Source organism: Staphylococcus roterodami, from assembly GCA_022493055.1.
GTDB classification, from domain to species: domain Bacteria; phylum Bacillota; class Bacilli; order Staphylococcales; family Staphylococcaceae; genus Staphylococcus; species Staphylococcus singaporensis.
Window position 1 is genome coordinate 942,844 of sequence record CP092781.1, and the last position, 19,858, is coordinate 962,701.

Annotated in this window: 24 protein-coding genes; 22 read left to right on the plus strand and 2 right to left on the minus strand. The window is 31.5% G+C overall.

Annotated elements, in window-relative coordinates:
- Positions 1 to 16: 16 nt before the first annotated feature.
- The 22 genes from ML436_04675 to ML436_04780 all read left to right on the plus strand — a co-directional run bounded on the left by ML436_04675 (position 17) and on the right by ML436_04780 (position 17,073).
- Positions 17 to 610 (plus strand): peptidylprolyl isomerase, encoded by a 594-nt coding sequence (locus ML436_04675; protein ID UMT79031.1) that lies wholly within the window; start codon positions 17 to 19, stop codon positions 608 to 610.
- Positions 611 to 994: 384 nt separating this feature from the next.
- Positions 995 to 1,372 (plus strand): S1 domain-containing post-transcriptional regulator Ygs, encoded by a 378-nt coding sequence (gene ygs / locus ML436_04680; protein ID UMT79032.1) that lies wholly within the window; start codon positions 995 to 997, stop codon positions 1,370 to 1,372.
- A 242-nt stretch (positions 1,373 to 1,614) separates the two neighbouring features.
- On the plus strand, positions 1,615 to 1,899 hold the full coding sequence (locus tag ML436_04685) for a hypothetical protein (protein UMT79033.1): 285 nt from the start codon (positions 1,615 to 1,617) through the stop codon (positions 1,897 to 1,899).
- A gap of 156 nt (positions 1,900 to 2,055) precedes the next feature.
- A complete protein-coding gene (locus ML436_04690) occupies positions 2,056 to 2,358 on the plus strand; it encodes a transposase (protein UMT79034.1) in 303 nt (100 codons plus the stop codon).
- A 42-nt stretch (positions 2,359 to 2,400) separates the two neighbouring features.
- Positions 2,401 to 2,736, plus strand: a complete 336-nt coding sequence (locus ML436_04695; protein UMT79035.1) for a YdcP family protein — start codon at positions 2,401 to 2,403, stop codon at positions 2,734 to 2,736.
- Positions 2,737 to 2,739: 3 nt separating this feature from the next.
- Positions 2,740 to 3,042, plus strand: coding sequence for a hypothetical protein (locus ML436_04700; protein ID UMT79036.1), 303 nt, complete (start codon positions 2,740 to 2,742; stop codon positions 3,040 to 3,042).
- 179 nt (positions 3,043 to 3,221) lie between these two features.
- On the plus strand, positions 3,222 to 4,310 hold the full coding sequence (locus ML436_04705) for a replication initiation factor domain-containing protein (GenBank protein ID UMT79037.1): 1,089 nt from the start codon (positions 3,222 to 3,224) through the stop codon (positions 4,308 to 4,310).
- A 72-nt stretch (positions 4,311 to 4,382) separates the two neighbouring features.
- A complete protein-coding gene (locus ML436_04710) occupies positions 4,383 to 5,429 on the plus strand; it encodes a conjugal transfer protein (protein UMT79038.1) in 1,047 nt (348 codons plus the stop codon).
- Between the two features lie 4 nt (positions 5,430 to 5,433).
- Entirely contained in the window at positions 5,434 to 5,694 is a 261-nt protein-coding gene (locus ML436_04715; GenBank protein ID UMT79039.1) for a TcpD family membrane protein, read from the plus strand.
- Positions 5,695 to 5,699: 5 nt separating this feature from the next.
- A complete protein-coding gene (locus ML436_04720; GenBank protein UMT79040.1) occupies positions 5,700 to 6,089 on the plus strand; it encodes a conjugal transfer protein in 390 nt (129 codons plus the stop codon).
- 34 nt (positions 6,090 to 6,123) lie between these two features.
- Positions 6,124 to 8,619 (plus strand): ATP-binding protein, encoded by a 2,496-nt coding sequence (locus ML436_04725; GenBank protein ID UMT79041.1) that lies wholly within the window; start codon positions 6,124 to 6,126, stop codon positions 8,617 to 8,619.
- A 253-nt stretch (positions 8,620 to 8,872) separates the two neighbouring features.
- Entirely contained in the window at positions 8,873 to 9,097 is a 225-nt protein-coding gene (locus ML436_04730) for a hypothetical protein (GenBank protein ID UMT79042.1), read from the plus strand.
- Positions 9,098 to 9,101: 4 nt separating this feature from the next.
- Positions 9,102 to 10,460 (plus strand): cell division protein FtsK, encoded by a 1,359-nt coding sequence (locus ML436_04735; GenBank protein ID UMT79043.1) that lies wholly within the window; start codon positions 9,102 to 9,104, stop codon positions 10,458 to 10,460.
- Positions 10,461 to 10,467: 7 nt separating this feature from the next.
- Positions 10,468 to 10,701 (plus strand): hypothetical protein, encoded by a 234-nt coding sequence (locus ML436_04740; GenBank protein UMT79044.1) that lies wholly within the window; start codon positions 10,468 to 10,470, stop codon positions 10,699 to 10,701.
- Between the two features lie 47 nt (positions 10,702 to 10,748).
- A complete protein-coding gene (locus ML436_04745) occupies positions 10,749 to 11,033 on the plus strand; it encodes a hypothetical protein (protein UMT79045.1) in 285 nt (94 codons plus the stop codon).
- A 15-nt stretch (positions 11,034 to 11,048) separates the two neighbouring features.
- Complete coding sequence (locus ML436_04750; GenBank protein UMT79046.1) at positions 11,049 to 12,962, plus strand: hypothetical protein; 1,914 nt, start codon at positions 11,049 to 11,051, stop codon at positions 12,960 to 12,962.
- On the plus strand, positions 12,952 to 13,989 hold the full coding sequence (locus ML436_04755; protein ID UMT79047.1) for a CHAP domain-containing protein: 1,038 nt from the start codon (positions 12,952 to 12,954) through the stop codon (positions 13,987 to 13,989). Before ML436_04750 ends, ML436_04755 begins: the two co-directional genes overlap by 11 nt.
- A 6-nt stretch (positions 13,990 to 13,995) precedes the next feature.
- Positions 13,996 to 14,589, plus strand: a complete 594-nt coding sequence (locus ML436_04760) for a hypothetical protein (GenBank protein UMT79048.1) — start codon at positions 13,996 to 13,998, stop codon at positions 14,587 to 14,589.
- 46 nt (positions 14,590 to 14,635) lie between these two features.
- Complete coding sequence (locus ML436_04765; protein ID UMT79049.1) at positions 14,636 to 14,998, plus strand: DUF4467 domain-containing protein; 363 nt, start codon at positions 14,636 to 14,638, stop codon at positions 14,996 to 14,998.
- 112 nt (positions 14,999 to 15,110) lie between these two features.
- Complete coding sequence (locus tag ML436_04770) at positions 15,111 to 15,617, plus strand: helix-turn-helix domain-containing protein (GenBank protein UMT79050.1); 507 nt, start codon at positions 15,111 to 15,113, stop codon at positions 15,615 to 15,617.
- Complete coding sequence (locus ML436_04775; protein UMT79051.1) at positions 15,583 to 16,074, plus strand: IS30 family transposase; 492 nt, start codon at positions 15,583 to 15,585, stop codon at positions 16,072 to 16,074. Before ML436_04770 ends, ML436_04775 begins: the two co-directional genes overlap by 35 nt.
- Positions 16,075 to 16,563: 489 nt before the next feature.
- Entirely contained in the window at positions 16,564 to 17,073 is a 510-nt protein-coding gene (locus ML436_04780; GenBank protein UMT79052.1) for a YjcG family protein, read from the plus strand.
- A gap of 123 nt (positions 17,074 to 17,196) precedes the next feature.
- Here ML436_04780 and ML436_04785 read toward each other — a convergent pair whose 3' ends face one another.
- Positions 17,197 to 18,387, minus strand: coding sequence for an MFS transporter (locus tag ML436_04785; GenBank protein UMT79053.1), 1,191 nt, complete (start codon positions 18,385 to 18,387; stop codon positions 17,197 to 17,199).
- Positions 18,365 to 19,540 carry a diglucosyl diacylglycerol synthase gene (locus ML436_04790; protein ID UMT79054.1) on the minus strand — a complete coding sequence of 392 codons (1,176 nt, stop codon included), beginning with the start codon at positions 19,538 to 19,540 and terminating at the stop codon, positions 18,365 to 18,367. Before ML436_04790 ends, ML436_04785 begins: the two co-directional genes overlap by 23 nt.
- Positions 19,541 to 19,858 lie beyond the last annotated feature (318 nt).

The window sequence follows — 19,858 nt, forward strand, 5'->3', positions numbered from 1 at the left end:
TGAATGGAGAATATAAATGACTAACTATCCACAGTTAAACAAAGAAGTACAACAAGGTGAAATCAAAGTTGTGATGCACACAAATAAAGGTGACATGACATTTAAACTCTTTCCAAATATTGCACCAAAAACAGTTGAAAATTTTGTGACGCATGCGAAAAATGGTTATTATGATGGTATAACTTTCCATCGTGTCATTAATGACTTTATGATTCAAGGTGGCGACCCAACTGCAACTGGTATGGGTGGCGAAAGTATTTATGGTGGTTCATTTGAAGATGAATTTTCATTAAACGCTTTTAATTTATACGGTGCATTATCAATGGCAAACTCAGGTCCAAATACTAATGGTTCACAGTTTTTCATAGTACAAATGAAAGAAGTACCACAAAACATGTTAAGTCAGCTTGCTGATGGTGGATGGCCACAACCAATTGTTGATGCATATGGTGAAAATGGTGGTACACCTTGGTTGGATCAAAAACATACAGTATTTGGTCAATTAATAGAAGGAGAAACGACACTTGAAGATATTGCAAATACAAAAGTGGGACCACAAGACAAACCACTTCATGATGTTGTAATTGAATCTATCGATGTTGAAGAATAATACGATTATCTAACAATAAAGTATTTGTATTTTCTGTTTAAATTAAATTCTTACAACCGAATTAGTAATAATCAATCAAAATTTATAATCTAACAAAATGAAGTAACCTCAAAAATTTATCTAATCAAGCATAGACGTCTAAATATGTTTGAATGATGAGATAATAGAGGTTACTTTTTATTTTAAGTTATAGTGTTATTTACTAAAGGAAAACCGTTAAATAAGCCTTTTAAATTCGTTTTCATTTGATTTTTAATTACAAGAAAGCTGGTATCTAATTCATTTATAAAATAATATTCGAATGTTTTGATGTTTTAATTAGTCCACCATTTCTATTTATGCTATGATAATAGTGTTAAGTAAACGAAATAAGGGGTTATTAAGTTGAATAACTACAAAATTGGCCAACATATCAAGGTGCGTGTAACTGGTATTCAACCTTATGGTGCGTTTGTTGAGACCCCTAATCATACTGAAGGACTGATTCACATATCAGAAATTATGGATGACTACGTTCATAATTTGAAGAAATTTCTATCAGAGGGCCAAATTGTTAAAGCTAAAATTTTGTCTATAGATGATGAAGGAAAGCTCAATCTATCATTAAAAGATAATGATTACTTCAAAAATTATGAGCGTAAGAAGGAAAAACAATCAGTATTAGATGAAATCAGAGAAACAGAAAAATATGGGTTTCAAACACTTAAAGAACGCTTACCAATCTGGATTAAACAGTCAAAGCGATCAATTCGAAACGACTAAATGAACAGATAAATCGTACCGAAATCATACAAAGGGTCTGAAATGAAAGTTTCTAAGACTAATGAAAAAGATTAGTATCTATTGTTATTAAATGGGTACTAATCTTTTTTGTATATTCTAAAAATAATTATAGTGTTAAAAAGCGACCATTATTTACTTGCAAGTGAGAACCACTATATTATTTTTATCTGGCAGTGTAAAATGGTTATAACGAATAATTCTTAAAAAGGAGTTTGATGGTTATGACGAATTTTGCACTGTCTTTTTGTAACTTGAATAAACTGGATTATCGAAGTTTTGTTATTTTGAGATATCATGGTTTTTCAAAAAGAAAGATTTGCAAGATGTATAAAATTGCATATTTTTGTATATTAGATGTGTGTAATAAAGCGAAAAATAATGACTATCAATTCACTTATAAGGATTATGTATTTTTTAAAAAGTATGGTGTGTCTAACGCATTTATATGCAAGATGTATCATATTGATAAAATAGACCTAGAATTCTTTGAGGTGATGAACCGATAGGTTTCAAAAAAATTGAATAGGTCAGGAGAAGCATAGACACTCCATTATCAAAAATGCAGTGGTACGGATTTGCGGGAGTTATTCCTATTCGTGCGACCCTAAAAAACTCTGATTTGTATGAGTCTGCCTATTTTAATTAAGATTGAGGTGACTTTTATGATAGAACCAGTCATTGATATTGAAGCAACTATGGGGAAAGAGTTTCGTTATTTGTCCCATGTTGAAAAAATATCTCGGTTTGATGAAGCTTATTATCTCTATACGATTATATGCGTTGATATTGGCGAACAAGTTAAAGTTAGACTGTCAAATGAAAAACACTTTGATTCTTTAGAACGTGTTGATTTTGATAATTTAACAATCAAACCTAAAGTATATCAAGATATGAATACAGGTTATTGTAATTTATATACAAGCTTTTCAGCTGATGATATTTATAGTTTAGAAACAAAAGCATAAAGCGTATAAATAAAAATTATAAAAAGAAATGAGGAATTTATTATGGCATGGAGTCCGAAATTTGATTTAAAAGAAACGTTTGGAGATTTATATTTCATGGGTGTTGATGAGAAATACAAATATGAAGATGGAGAAAAAACCGATCAAAAATTATATGCATACAAATTAGCGTCAACTGGTCAAGGTGAACAAGTAACGGTTAAAGTACCTAAAGAAGTAAAGCTTGATATTATGTCAGTTTGTGAACTTGTAGGTGTAGAAACAAAACAATATGTACAATCTTCAGGTGATTTCCATTCAATTCAACCGAGTATTAAGGCGGAAGATATTAGACAAATTGCGACAATTCAACATAAAAAAGGTGCGCAACAAAGTTAGTGTATGGAATTTTATACAGCTGATAATCTAGCGCCTTATGCACGTACTTTAAAATTATCTGAAGGCATGTTGTCATATATTGCATCTAGAATTAATACAGGTGAAGCATTATCATTAATGCTTATCGCAAAGGAAATACAAGAAAAATTTAATGGCGACTATGTTAAAAGTCGTTTACCATCAGGCAGACCGAGGATATACACTGACGTCTGCTTATTGTGTTTTAGTTTGAAAGAAGCAGGACACGGGCGATTACTACAAATTGATTTGAAGGATTGTATCTATATTGGTGATGTAGATAGTTAAATATATCATTTGTATTGTTTAACTTAAGGCGAGCTGGACTTTTAGCGCCTGCAGGCGCAGAAATGCAAGCCGGGACGGCGTTAAGCATTTGGGCGGAGCCTGCGACAAAGGCGCGTTAAGAAAGGGAAGCGACAGCCTTAAGTTATCAAATCGCTTGCGATTTGATAGGAGGTTTTTTCATGGAAAATCAAACTTCTACCCCCCTTACTAATAGGGGGGTAGCGAAGCCAGAAAAATGTGGCTTGGAGGCAGTTGTTGACTGGGTTCAAGTGACTTTTCAGGTGCCCTCTATTTTCACCATTATGGAGGATGTTTTGAAATTGCCTCGGGCAGTGTTTAAACATCGTAATAGTGGCTTGTACTTTTACAATCGTGGTTATACGTTTGGCAATATTCAAATTTTTTATTCGGATAAAGATGAAGGTATGGGCTTTCATTTACAGTTAACTGGTTCTGGTTGTCGAGAATTTGAACATTATTTAATCAACCGCAATGAAACGTGGCAAGACTTTTTTAAGCGCTGTGCGGTTAAAAAGGCGCGTTTTACAAGAATTGATATTGCGATCGATGATACAAAAACATATTTAAAAATACCACGATTAATTAAAAAGGCTGAACATGGTGAATGTATTTCAAAATTTAGAACAGCGAGTTCAATTGCTGGTTTTAAATTGTCCAACGGACAGTCTAAAGGTTCAACCTTTTATATCGGCTCTAAAAAAAGTGATATGTACTGTCGCTTTTATGAAAAGAATTATGAAATGGCGTATAAATTAAAAATACCTGTTGAAGATTTTGGATTATGGAATCGTTATGAAATACAAATGCGACGAAGTAATGCGGAAAATTGCGCAATGATTTTAACAGAAACATCAAGCATATCAGATATTGTTAAAGGTGTATTAAATAATAGTATGCGTTTTGTAACTGAGCCTAAAGATGTAACAGATAGTCGAAAATCAAGGTGGCCAGTATATCAAGAATGGTCACGCTTTATTAAAGGAGCTGATAAAATTAGCTTAAGTATGAAACCGAGTTTAAAGTCCATTGAGGATAATATTGATTGGTTATGTAAACAAGTAGCTACAACGTTAGATACTGTTTTAACAGCTGAAGCAATGGCACAATCTGAAGGTTTACTTGAAGATACAGACTTTCTAAATAAAATATTGGCGCATTCATCATTTAATGATGAACACACCGATAGGATTAATTATTATTTAGAAGAATTAAAACGAAAAAAGAACTTACGTCAAGACTTATCGTAAGTTCTTAAAAATAAAAAAAGAAAGGAGTTGATTTTTATCAAATCTTTTTTAAATAATATACGAAAAGTTTTCTTGAATATTATCAACAAATTGATATTATCAAGATTTTCCAAAAAAGGCAAGCGTTTTGATGTCCCAGAAGAAGAACGTAAAGCATTACCGAAGTATCGCAATCACAGAAAAAAGATTGTGATTATTTTTTATATTATTTTAGTACTTTTAATTATTTTATTGATTGCATCTTTCATTAGAGCTTCTAAAGCGAACAACGAAAGTAAAGAAGCAGTTAATAAAACGCAAGAAATTCAAAAAAAATATGAAGATAACGCTGAAACAGTTCAGTATAATCCTAATTTAAAGTTATATGCTGATAAGTATATTGATGCATATATGACTATTCCTAAAGATGGTAAGGCAAAAGAAGAGCGACAAAAAGCGTTAGCGGATTTTTATCCCTCTGATTATAAGACACCTACAGAAAATACTGAAAATGTTGAGCGTAAGCTGAATGAAAAAGAATTTTTTAATATTAAACGTAAAGATAAACAAACAATCATTCAGTATATTGTAAGTTACGATTTAAAAATTACAGAGAAAAAGGAGGTTAAAGTTAAAAAGGAAAAGGATAAAAAGGATGAATATGAAACAAAGACAGAAGAAAAAGAACGAACAGAAACTAAGAAGGCATTATTAAACATTCCAGTTAAAAGTGAAAATAATAAGTACGTGGTGATTGAATACCCTCATTTTTCTACGATTCCAAGTAATCAATTGAAAAAAGCAACACTTGTTAAAGATAGTTTGGAGAATGAAAAGCGTGAAGATAATCCGAAACTAAAAGCATTTGTTGAAGAGTTTTTTGATAAATATTGTAAAAGTAAATCGGATGATATGGCTTATTTAATGGATAACCCCGAAGGGTTAGAAGATACACGTGAAGTGTCTAAAATCAGTGATTTACGTATTTATCCTAATGGTGACGATTATGTTGTTAAAGCAGAGGTTTTAATGAAAGATAAAGGGTCACCACTTGAAAACTTAGAACATTACACCTTAGATATTACGAAAAAAGACGGTAAGTATTACGTTAAAAAATTAACAACAACAATTGGAGGTTAAAGTGATGGAACATTTATTTAATTTAATGCTGGTACTAGGTGATGCACCTACTATTAATCCACTTGGTCAATGGGTTAATAAAGAAGTTGGTACTGCAATTGGTATTATTGTATTGGTGATTGGTTGTGTTAAGTGGGCAACAGGTAAGTATGGGCATATGCTTGCATTGTTTGTGATTGGTGGTTTGATGTTCTTGATTTCCAAAGGTCCTGAAACAGTGTTTAATTCAGTATCAGGGCTTTGGAAGTTGATTTTTGGGAGCTGATCGATATGGATAAAAAAGCTTACAATTTGAAACGAACATTTGAACAGCCGATTGTGATGTATGAATTTACAGGAAGTTACCGGTGGTCAAAAGGTATTCGTTTAGACTGGGTCGGTACGTTGTTTGTGATTGAATTGATTTTAATATTATTATATCTTAAGGCTGGATTTAATACATTAACGTCTTTAGTACCAGGTTTAACGATTATTTATTTTACAGTACTCCCCTATTATATGACGAAGCAATTAGTAAAATTAAAACAAGATGGTAAGAAACTGATATTCTTTCTTTGGGATTTTATGATGTATGTGTTTAACATTCAAATGCGCAATGTACATTATGCATATGATGAAGAAGTGAAATATCATGACAAGAAAATAATTAAATTGAAATAGTCCCTAACGGGGCTATTTTTAATGGAGGGATGACATGGAGTTAAAAGCCCCCTATGCAGGGATGAAAAATAATTTGTTATTAACGAAAAGCGGTGAAGTTTGGGCGTATTATCGTATTCGTTCTGAATCTATTTCAACAGCCAATTACGATAAAAAAGAAGCTTCAAAAAAACGTATGAAATATTTTCTTGAATCGATTAAAGGTTATCAGGATTTTCATTTTGAAATGTATGAGCATGATTTAGATTTACGTAATAAATTTAAAGAAATTAGTCAAGACTTTGATGATTCAGCGTTTGATGTGGCTAATTATTATGCCCAAGAAACGATTGATGTGTTAGAACAAGAATTACAAATGATTACACGTAACTCGTTTGTCATGGGTGTGAAACTTCGAGAATTAAGTGATGATGCGATTTCGATTAAAGAAATGCTTAAGAGTACATTATCAGATACAGCGGAACGAATGATTTCGAATTTTGGTTTTAATGTTTCATTAGATGAAAAAGTATTAAGTCGTTATGAAGTGTTTGAACGAGAACTTGCGGATAGTTTTTTAAGTATTGAGGGTGAACGCTTAACTGAAAATGAGCTTGCTTATATCGTGCGTAAGCCATTTATTTCAAATGCGACGCATGATGTACAAGAGGAATCATCAAGACGTGCCGTAACAGATGTATGTAATGTGGTGATTGACCCTACAAATATGCGTGTATTGAAAGTGACAAATGAAAATGAAACATTCTATACAACAACAATTGTTGTTGACGACTTTCCACTTGATATGGAATTTACACATATTTATGAAAAAGCACAAAATATGCCGTTCCCTGTGGAATGTCATGTAAAAGCAAAAATTGTTGAGAATGATAAAGTAAAAAAGAAATTTGATCGTGCAAAAATTAATCATAAAGCACAAGCAAGAGAAAAACAATCAGCTGGTGATAATGCATCTGAAGATATTCAAGATAATTTATTCGTATTAGAACAAATGGAAAAAGAAGTGACAGGTTCAGGTGTATTTATGGAGTGGTCTTGTTCATTTGTGATTAAGAGCGATAATTTAAAGGATTGTAAGCGTAAAGCGAAACGTTTAATTAAACGTTTAAAAGAAACAAATATTTATGCGGTTAATCCATTAGCTGACCAATTACAACTTTATTATCAAATTTTACATGGCAATCCATTGTTTATTAATAAATATTGGGTGCAACGTACGACAGCAACTGGGATTGCAGAAAATTTATTTGGCGTGTCGCAAAGTTTAGGTACAAAAACTGGTTTTTATATCGGACGTATTGATAAGTTTATACGTTCTGTTTCACGTGAGGAAGCCGTTGCAAGTTCAAGAGATATTATTTTATTTAGTTTATTATTAGCAGCCAAAGGTATATCAGGAGCAGTCAGTGATAGCCCACACGTATTAATCACAGGTCAAACAGGTAAAGGTAAATCATTTTTAGCTAAGTTACTTTGGATATATACATCATTCTTTAAAGGTCAAATGATTTATTGGGACCCGAAAAGTGAATTTGCAGATTGGTTTAATAAAATTACAGAAAGTGAAGACATGCAACGTAAATATCCCCTATTTGTTAATCATTTAAAAACATTTAAGTATGTGACATTGGATTATAAAAAGCCTAGTAATTATGGTTGTTTAGACCCGATTGTTTTTCTTGATGGTATTGAAGCTAATGAAATGTTGAAATCAGTATTTGATGAAATTAAATCCTTTGAAAATGAACATCGTGTTGAAACAGCAATTTATAGGGCTATTACTGAAACAGTTGAGGAACGTGAAAAAGGTCAACAAGTTGGGTCATTAGATGTAATTAAAAAGCTTCAAAATGATGAAGATGAACATGTAAGTCAAGCTGGTGATTTACTTTTTGAAAAAACACAAAATAATATATTAAAACTTGTGTTTAGTGATGGTAGTAATCCGGCTTTGAATATTCAAGAAAAAGCAACGATATTACAAGTTCAAGGTTTAGATATGCCGAAGGCTGGTGATGACCCATCGGGTTATTCAACTGGTGAGAAAAATGGGATTACTTTAATGCTTTTAATCGGTAAATTTTTACAGAAATTTGGTTCACGTAGACAGATACAAACAACACTCTTTATTGATGAAGGTTGGGCATTTAGTGCCTCACGACAAGGTAAAAAAGTAGCTAAAGGTATTAAACGTATGGGTCGATCTGAAAATAATTCGCTAGTTTTTATTACCCAATCTGTTAAAGATAAAGCCGATGAAGACGGCGGTAACTTTGGTTGTCATTTCGCATTTGATGAAAAAGATGAACGAGAGGATATTTTAAAATCGCTTGGTTTAGAATATTCAAAAGAAAGTCCTGAGAATATGGAAATGTTGAAAGACTTGAAGAAAGGTCAATGCATTTTCAGTGATTTCTACGGACGTGTGGGCAAAATGGTCGTACATTGTCCTTTTGAAGAAATGACGGAAGCATTTAGAACACAAGAAGATTCAGCAAGTTCAAAAGCAGAAGAAAAATTTGCGATATAAGGAATGATTTTATGCTAATATTTTTAAAATTGTTAATTATAATTATTTTTACTATTTTGTTTGTTTTTGCGATATATTATTTTTCTTTAATTAGAATCATAAATCGGTATGTTGATTTTGAAAGTTCTACATTTAAGATGCTTTGTAAAGAATTAAATGTAGATGTCTCAATTGTTAAGTATTTAAGTAATTCAATTGAATTACGGTCTTATGATTCAGCTTTAGATGATTGTTTTAAGGATGTGAAAAGAAATTGATAAGTTACTTGATTCCTTTGATGATTGTTGTTACTGCAATAATTTCTTTAATTGTTTTAAAACCACGTTATGAAAAATATAAAAAAGCTGCTTATGAAGGACATCAAAGAAAGACTAAGGAGTTATTTGGTTGGTATGAAGGTTATAAATTAGCACGTAGAGAAGAACAAGTTAATATCGTTATTGAAGCAATGAAGCGTTATGAACATGGCAAGGAGTGATTTAATGGCAATGAATGAAATTGCCTTATTTAAAGGTGTACGTATTCAACCTTATTTTAAATATATTGATTTTATTTTTGCGGGTGTGTTCGCATTTATCTTTTTAGCCTATCGAATATTAATGTTATGGCAAGGTTATATTGGTCAACAAAAAGCTTTAGATGTGGTTGAAGTCTATCAGTACTTTAAGCCACATTTTTTATATCTTGTGATTGGTACCTTGGTTATTTTTATTATCGCAAAATTATTTGCGCAACTTGTTTTAAGATTTCGTGAAAAAGATTTGGCTGAAATGATTGAAACACAAGGCTTTCATAATCGCACAGTGATTAAGAAAACAACAGAGTATTTAGATATTGATTATAAGAAAACAGAATATGATTATTATCCAACATTGTTTTATAAACGTAGACGTAAAACATTTGTGATACATGTAAAAAAAGATGGTTCACGTTTTCAAGACGACTATTTAGAATTAGAATCAATCATTGAACCGATGTTTAATTGTGAGCTTGTTGAGAAGCGTCATATTGGACGTTATTTGAGATATGAGTTTATGCCTCTTAAATATAAAAAACGTATCGTTATGGAAGGTACAGAAGCACCAGAGACAACTTATTATGATACGAAGATTTATATTACACATCAAATCCTTTGGGATTTTGTGAAAGCACCACATGCTTTAATTACTGGTGTGACCGGTGGCGGTAAAACGTACTTTTTATTCTATATGATTAGAGAATTATTTAAGCGTGATGCAGAAGTACGATTATTAGACCCGAAAGTATCTGATTTATCATTTATGAAAAATGTGATCGGTGCTGAAAAAGTGGCAGATACGAAAGGTCAAATTTTTAAACAATTGAGAGAAGCCAATGAAGAAATGGAACATCGCTTTAGAATGATGAGTGAAAGCGAACATTATCAATTAGGCAGTAATTTTAGAAACTTTGATTTACCACCCTATTTTGTGATTTTTGATGAAGTGACAGCGTTCACGTCTACTTTAGATAAAAAAGAACTTCAAGAAATGAATGATTATTTAATCAACATCATTATGAAAGGTCGTCAAGCTGGTGTATTTATGTTTTTAACAGCACAGCGACCTGATGCAGATGTGATTAAAGGTAATGTACGTGACCAATTAGGTTTGCGTGTATCAATGGGTAATTTGTCAGCTGACGGTTATCGTATGACCTTTGGTCAAACAGATAAAGACTTTCAACCGATTCATGAATCAGATATTGGACGTGGTTATATTTCAATACTTGGACAATATAATGAGCCGATTTTATTTGATGCGCCACTCATGGAACAATATGACTTTGTGGCGGATGTCAAACAAATATTAAATAAGGAGTGAGCATGTAATGAAAATTGATTTTAATGAAAATGGAGATTTTTATTTTTTACGTAAAGACGATGTCAGACGAGATTTTGATTGTTATGCCTATCGATTAGCTTCGGCTGATTTAGGTTCAGAAATTACTGTGTTATCAAAACAAAATTTAGATTTAAAACCTCTCGAAAAAGTTGTATTGAATGACTTAGCAATAAATGATGCTAGTTACGTATTTAAAGGGGAAATAAGAGCTAATAATTGATTATTAATTGTTTTTTATGTATAACCAAAATAAAAAGGAGTTAAATAATGTTATACATAAAAAAAGCAAAGACAGGTGTTTTTCAAAGTAATGCGTTAGTTGGTAACCATTTAAAAATGTTAAAAAAAGACATAATATCCAATAAGGAACGTGTTTACACATTGCTTTCTTGTGATTTTATGTTTACGTTTGAATATAGAACTAAAAAAGATATTTCTTTTAAAACTATGAAAAGTGTTTGTATATCAGAAAAAGTTTGGTTTTGTACTTATGGAATAAAATTAGGTACTAAGTTTCAATTATATGGTGATGAAATTGTAGTTAAAAATTAAATAAGGAGTGATTAAATGAAGCGTAAAAGTTTATATCTTTTATGCTTTTTAATTTTGCCTTTGTTTTTAATAACAGGGGCAACGGCTGATGCCGTCGCTAATCCAGTAGGAAAACCAACGAATGCGGTAGATGCGAAGATTGAAAAGTATAAAGTGGATGATAAAGCTGATGGTGATATAGATTTAGAACGTTATCGTGTATGGTTTCAAAAAGATGAAGATTGGAATCCATTTGGTAAAGATGAGGTCGCAGAAACAGTTAATAATGTAACGAATTTCTTTTTTGAAATTGACAAGTTGATTGTAAGTATTACTGATTATGCGATAGAGAATTTATATCAGCTTGATGTATTAAACGATTTTGCGGATAAAGTCGGTCAATTTGTCGGTGATATTTATCAAAAATTGTTAAGTAATATTGTGATGACTTTGTTTATTGTGATTTGTTTAAATGCGTTTATTGTTTTTTCAGTTAAAGGTAATATGCATGAAGCATTAAAACGTGGTTTTTTAATCTTTTGTTTAATTGGTTTTGGTGTGGGTGTACTTGCGAATGCCAGCTTTGTGATTAAAGGTACAAATAATGTTGGTAAAGGTTTAAATAATGTCATTATGAATAGTACAAGTTCTATTAATGGTGATATTGATTATGTAAATGAAAATTCAGGCATTAACAAGATACGTAATCAATATTTTGATATGGCGTTGTATAAGCCTTATCTCATTATGAATTATGGCACAGTTAACGAGGAGAAAATTAAGCAAAAAGGTAAAAATCGTATTGATGATATTTTAAATATCAAAGTGAAAGATGAAAAGACAGAAAAAGAAGTTGAAAGAAAAGTTGGTGATGAGGTTAAAAAATATGATAATACCTCAATGAAACAAACCCATGTATTTGGGCAACTAGGTATTGCGATGTTTACATTGATTATTACGATAGCTTTATCTATTATATTTTTATCGATTAGTTTTGCGAAAGTTATCTTTTCAGCTTTTGCGCTCATTTTATTCTTATTTTTAGTGTTTAGTTGGCTTATTAGTTTTATCCCTGGTTTTGAAATATCAGTATTCAAAGCATTAGCACGTACATTAGGGTATATTATTTTAAGTGCCTGTATGACATTTTTATTTGTGGTGATTGGTTTCTCAATTGATATCGCGAATGCATTTGTGAAACCAGAAAGCCAACAAGCTTATTTTTTAAATGTGATATTCCTAATGATTATTTTATTTGTTTTGTATAAAAAGCGTAGTGAAATCATTGATTTTGTGACACGTGGTAATTTAAGTTTATCACCTCAAAAATTAGGTGCAGAGGTAATACGTAAAGGACAAGATGAATTTAATAAACGTCGTCAAGCACAAGCGGAAGATAAAAAGAATAAACGTAAAAATCAACTTGATAATCCAGAACCACCGATGTTAAATAACAATGATAATAATCCAAAGCGAAATCAACAACCAGATACGCCTATTTCAATGAATAATCCGAAAGAAATTAAGCGACGTAATCAACAAGAAGAGATGCATGGCGCTCCTAATGTAGGTGTAGTTAGTTATTCGAAACCATCTTATTCAAAACCATCAGGTTATACTAAATCTAAACGAATCGCACAAGATGATGGTATGTATCGTGATGTAAAACATAAAAAAGAAATTAAACGTAACCTGCAAACAGAATCATTTAGCCCTACTTATTTATCTCAACCGCCAAAAGAATTGTCAAGACGCAGTCAATCGTTTAATCAAGATGTTCAATCTTCTTATGATAAAGATATTGAAAAACGTCATATACAGACTGGAGAAAATAATCCCTATCAACCACGTTCACATACAAATGAGCCGACATTTAAACGCAATTCACAAACAAAACATATTCTTGATCGATTGAAAAAACAAAAGGATATTAATAAACATGGTAAATAAAAAGACTGTTGTAAAAGAAGTGATGAAACAAACGCCGATTGGCATTAAATTTAGATTATTAAAAATTGGTCTGATATTGTTTTGTGTGTTGTTTTTCTTGTTCCCTGTGATATTGATGTTTGTATTTAGTCCAGAGGAAAACAAACAAACAGATGGTGATATGTCATGTGTGGGTGGTGATGTTAAAGATAAAGGTATTGCGGTATTTGAACAAAATGCGAAAGGTGGCGCATTAGAAGGTAAAGGGAAAGTGATTGTAAAAATTGCGAAAAAGCATAAAATACCTGAAAATTTATTTATGGCGATTATTGCGAGTGAATCTGGTTGGGGTAAAGGAGAAAATGCGACGCGTCAAAAGAATCCCTTATCTGTGATGGGTACAAAGTCGATTCATGATTCTACGTATCCAACAATTGAAGCTGGACTTGAAGCTGGCGCAAAGAATTTATATGATGTTTATATTAAAGAAGGATTAACGACACCAGAGAAAATTGGGCCTAAATATGCGCCTGTAGGTGCATCGAATGACCCGAATAATATGAATAAGCAATGGATACCAACGGTAAAATCAATGATGAAAAAATTAAGTGATGGTGATGGCGCTGTATGTAAGTCTACTGGTGGTAAAGATATTAATTTTAGTGGTAAATTGCTAAAATGGAGTAATTCAGATGCAGGTAAAGGTAATTTATATACAGCGGGTCAATGTACATGGTATGCCTATGGTATTCGTCAAAAAATGGGAAAACCGATATCGACGTATTGGTTTCATGCGCAATTTTGGAATGATAGAGCTAAAGAGGAAGGTTATAAAGTGAATAGTAAACCCGCTGTAGGTGCGTTAATGATCGCCGAGCCTGGTGCTGGTGGTGCACCGCCAGTAACAGGACATGTAGCTGTTGTGATTGATGTGAAAGATGATAAAACATTTACTGTGACAGAAATGAATATTAAAGGACCTTATATCGTATCGCAAAGAGAAATGAAAGTAGAATCTGGTATTAGCTTTATTCATGATAAGGAGTAGATAACGATGAAATTAAAGATTATTGGCTTTGTGATTGTGACAGTTTTAACAGTGAGTGCTTATTTTTTAGGTACACAAACAACGAAGCAACAAGTTCAAAAAGAAAAGAATCATGTGAGTGAATTAAAACAATCATTACAACAAGAAAAAGATACGAATAAGGCATTACATCAACGTGTAAAACGTCAATCTAAGACAGTGATTGCGGAGGAAGAAAAACAAATACGTGAGACAGCACAAGCATTTACAACAGAGCTATTTACGTTAAAAAAAGGGTCGTCATTTAAACAAAAAGCTAAATCAATTAAGCCATTAGTAACAGAAAAATATTATGATATGTTGTTTAGTGATAACAGAGAGAAGTTTAGTATTTTCGACGATGTAACAGTAAGTGATATTCATGTCTATTTTGATCAGTATGACCCTAAGCATGATAATTATAAAGTATTTGTGCAGTTTAATGAGCGTATTGATACTGAGGGGCAAAAGGAAGTTGAGAACCGTAAAACATCTGTACAACTTGATATGGTGCGTACAAATGATAAATGGTTAATTAATGATGTACAGCGTTTTAATTTACAAAAAAATGGGCGTGGATAATTTATAAAATAATGATATAATTCAATAAAAAGGAGATGATTATATCATGACAAAGCGATTTTTATTGATAACATTGATTTTAGTAATATCTACAGCTTTAATTGCATGTGGTAAAAAATATGATAAAGAAATTGAGGAAGTTTCTAAATTAGAGAATAAAAGTAGTAAAGAATCTCAATTAAAAGATACATTAGAGTTTAAGCGTGATAAAAGTAATATTTATGTTTATAACGAAGGTAAAGTTATTGCGTTGACTTATAAGTCTTTGAAGGATAGCGATACTTTATGGACTAGTCTATATCGTAAAAATGAAACAACAGGAAAGTATGAAGAAGATTATAACGCGAAGCCCAAGAAATTTATGAAAGAAAATAAACCAGATTATAAAGAAGAGAATTTAAAAGAATAGACAAAAGCAACTCCCTAAATCGATTTGTCAGTTTGGGAGTTGCTTTCTTTTAACATCTTCTTCTATTATATTTTATAAACGATGTTTAAAAATGTAAAGGAGAAGATGAAAAATGGCTAAAAAGCGAAGAAAACGACGTCCTGTAGATTTAACTACACGTTTAGCTATTGCGAAATATCTTTATGATGGTGTTCCTATTGCAGATATAGCTAGATTATTGGATAGAGATTATTCAGTGATTTTAAATGAATTAAAGCGATATACATTTGATGATGTTTATGACCCTGTTTTAGCACAAGAATATGCTTCGGTAACTTATAATCATTCTGAAGAACATAAAGAGAAATCTCGAAAATTAGATGAAAAATCTAAAGTATATATTGAAGAGAAATTAGCATGTCAATGGTCACCAAGACAGATAGCTGAAAGAATTGAGAAGGATATTGGTGTATATATAAGCTATCCTACTATATATCGTTATATACGTGAAGGTTTGGTCAAATATGTTAAAAAAGATTTAAGGCAAGGTGGTAAAAAATATAATAAATCTACAGAGAAGCGCGGTAAAATTAAAGTAGGCGATCGTGCAATCATGTATCGGCCCACATTTCGTAAATGAGCGTAAAGAATATGGGCATTATGAAATTGATACGATTTTAAGTAAGCGTCCTTCTCTTGCTTGTTTGGTTACAATTATAGAACGTAAAACAAGGTATTTGTATGCTTGTCGGTTAGATTCAAGATGTTCAAAAAGTGTATGTGATGCGATTGTTGAATTAATGCGTGATTTAAGCCCAAAAACAATTACTGTAGATAGAGGTAAAGAATTTTCTAATTACTTATTGTTAGAAAGCGAACTTAATTGTCGTGTGTATTTTAGTGACCCTGGTTGCCCTGGTCAAAGAGGTTCGATTGAAAATGTGAATGGCTTGTTACGTCAATATTTTCCGAAAGGTACAGATTTTAAAGATATTTCTGATGATGCATTATATAAAGCTGTGGAAAGAATAAATACAAGACCGCGTGCAGTATTGAATTATTTAACGAGTGAGGAAGTCATTCAAGCGTATCGCTAATCTTTTTGTGAATGCATATTTATTGATTATGTTCTGAAAGAACTCATCAGTAAATATGCATTGGTCTAAGCGAACGATTTATCGTGAGTGCGGAAGCGTTCAATGTATAAAAATTGTATATTGTCTGTATAATTAGATATGAAGTTATTTAAGTTTTTTTGTGTTTTCAGATAAATATAATTGTAACTTTTATAATTTATTAAGTACTGTGATTTAATTACGCGATTTTAAATTTTTTTAAAGAAATTTTTGTTTTACTATTGACACACTGCAAAGTAAAAGAACTAATGATCAACTATATGAGTAATATGTTGGATACTCATTATTGATGTAAATGCTATAGTTAAATATATTTATAAAAGATTTAACTGATTAATTAAATTTAAATTTGTCTAATTTGCAAAAGATGTATAATGATTTATTTTTAATGTAACGGTTTTCAAAGAAATTTGATATAATAGCAATAGGTTAAACAAAGGAGGAATTCAGATGATTTTAGGATTAGCATTAATTCCATCAAAGTCATTTCAAGAAGCGGTGGATTCTTACCGTAAAAGATATGATAAACAGTATTCACGAATTAAACCACATGTGACAATTAAAGCGCCATTTGAAATTGAAGATGGTGATTTAGATTCTGTCATTGAACAGGTTAGAGCTCGTATTAATGGTATTCCAGCAGTAGAAGTACATGCTACAAAAGCTTCTAGCTTCAAACCAACGAACAATGTGATTTACTTTAAAGTTGCGAAAACGGACGACTTAGAAGAATTGTTTAATCGCTTTAATGGAGAAGATTTCTATGGTGAAGCTGAACATGTTTTTGTGCCACACTTTACAATAGCACAAGGACTATCTAGCCAAGAATTCGAAGATATTTTTGGTCAAGTAGCGTTAGCTGGGGTAGACCATAAAGAAATTATCGATGAATTAACTTTGTTACGTTTTGACGATGACGAAGATAAATGGAAAGTTATTGAAACGTTTAAATTAGCTTAAGTAACGTAATAGTATTGCTAACATTACACGAGATAGTGTTATATCGTGTTAATAAGAAAATGGTCATTTTTATTGAATGTAATAAAAATGACCATTTTCTTTATTTTAAAATAAGTTTTAACCTTATTTAGCTTTTTCTCGATTTGCTATAAAGTAGCTACCATAAAATATAGCTAGGACTAAAAAGATTAAAGCCGAGAAATAAAATGTATTATTTAAATTGTTGGTAAATTGTGTAATTAATCCGCCAAATAATGGCCCAATCATTGAACCGAATCCTTGAATGCTGTTAAAAACACCCCAAGTTTCTTCTTGTTCATCTGATTTTATAAAGCGTGCCATAAAGGTATTCCATGCTGGTAATAAGATACCATACATTAGACCGATAGCTAAAGCGATAATCCAGACAATATGAATATTAACAATCACCGATAGAGTGAAAATTAAGATCATATATAAAATGAAACCGCTCAGTATAACACCATACATAAAGTTTCTGCTACGGTTATCTATAAGTTTAGATAAAAATAGCATTGATACCGCACAGCCGACACCACCAATAATGATTGCGACAGTGTATTCTATAGTACTTACTTTTATCACTTTTGTTGCATATGTTGGCAAAATTGGAACTAGGGCTGCAATTGCTGCGCCTTGCAATAGAATACCAGGGAACAACAATAAATGACGCTTGGTCACATCAACAATTTGTCTCAATTGTGCTTTAACTGGACGGGTATTATAGTTTGTTAACTTCACATCGACAAAATAATATAAAACCCAAGCCATTAAAACAACTAACGCCATCATAAAGGCGAAGCGAGTTGGGTGCACTTTGATAAGTAGATTCATAAACACCATACCTACTAAAAGACCCAACAACCATGAAAAGTATACATAACCCATTTGCTTGCCGCGCTTATTTTCTTCAACGCTTGATAACATGATTACCCAAATAGGGCTAACGGCAACACCCAGCATCATTGCACTAAATATGATTACAAATGGAGAAGCTGGGAACCAAATAACTAAAAATAGACTTGTAAATGCTAAGACAAACCCAGATGTTAAGACTATTTTTGTCCCAAATTTTTTGAGTAAAAATCCTATGACAAAATTGGTTGATGCATCAGCAATAAAATGTATTGAAAAAGCTAGAGATGTAATTGCTACAGCGATTGATGTAACAGTAGGTAAGAAGTTAATATAACTTAATATATACATACCTCTAGCAAATTCCATTAAAAATAAGATTATAAGCATTAAAACAAAATTTTTATGGTTAGCATAGTTATTTAACGAAGAATCTTGCATATAAAGGTACCTTTCCATAAATTTCTTGTGGTTGTGATGAATGACCAATTAAATCGAGTAAATCATTACAAATTTTTTGTGTAGCATACTCAATTTTATCTTGCTCCATTGTATTAATCATTTGGGAAAGCTGGTCATTACCATTCGTTAAATGTGCTACAATCTTTATTGCTTCTTCTGGTGTATTTGCTATTTTGCCAAATCCTTTTTCTTCAAAGTAGAGGGCATTTTCAAGTTCTTGACCAGGTGCTGGATTTAGGAAAATCATTGGAATACAGCGAGCGAAGCCCTCTGTTATTGTAATGCCTCCTGGTTTTGTAATCATGAGTTGACTCGATGCCATCCATTCGTTCATATGTTTGGTATAACCTAAGATTAATACATTATCATTTGTCTTAAATTTAGCTGAAAGAGAACGTTTCAACTCTTTGCTTTTACCACAGATCATAACTACTTGTGCATTCGCACTTTTAGTTAAAATATCAGTTATCATCGTGTCAAAGCCTTTAGATACACCAAAGGCTCCAGCAGACATTAAAATTGTTTGCTTTTCAGGATCTAAATTGCTTTTAGATAACCATTGCTTTTGATTTATTGGCATTTCAAATTTGTTATCAATTGGAATACCGGTTACTTTGATTGAAGTAGGATCTATACCTACATTTACAAAGTCTTGTTTCGTTTCTTTGGTTGCAACGTAATATCTCGTTGAATGTGGCGTAATCCAGTTTTTATGTAAGCGATAATCTGTCATTACTGTTGCGACTGGAATATTGATATTAAATTGTTCAGTCAAAACTGACATGACTGGAGTAGGGAACGTCAACAAAATTAAATCTGGCTTTTCTTTTATCAATAAATTTATTAGTTTGTTAAGGCCATAATATTTGTAAAAACATTTATCTAATTTATCTGGGCGGCTGTAATAAAACCCTTTATACATATTTCTAAAATATTTAAAGCTATTGATATACCATTTTTTGCAAATAGAAGTCAAAATTGGATGAGCTTCCATAAATAAATCGTGCTCGATAACGCTTAAATGGTCTAAATTCATATCATTAAGTTGATTAACGATACTTTGAGTAACTTGCATATGACCGTTACCGAACGAGCCAGTAATAATCAATATCTTTTTATTTTGAGTAACCATCAATAGCCACCCTCCGTTAGTTTGAAAATTTTATTTAAGTGTAACTTATTTTATAGCATTATAAAAGGAATAAAGACACAAACTCGTTACAATTATAGTGTTTTTATCATTGGATGATATCATACAGAATAAAACCTTATATCATAAAGAAATATATTGTTAGATGTTTTATTTGTATATTTAAAATTATCCAGTAAACAATTATAGCATATTTTTTGAAACAATTATGGAAATGATTGATAATATGCCCTATATGTATGGTGTTTCATCATTTTAATACATTGAATAAACAAAAAGGACTTTTGAAATTCATTATAT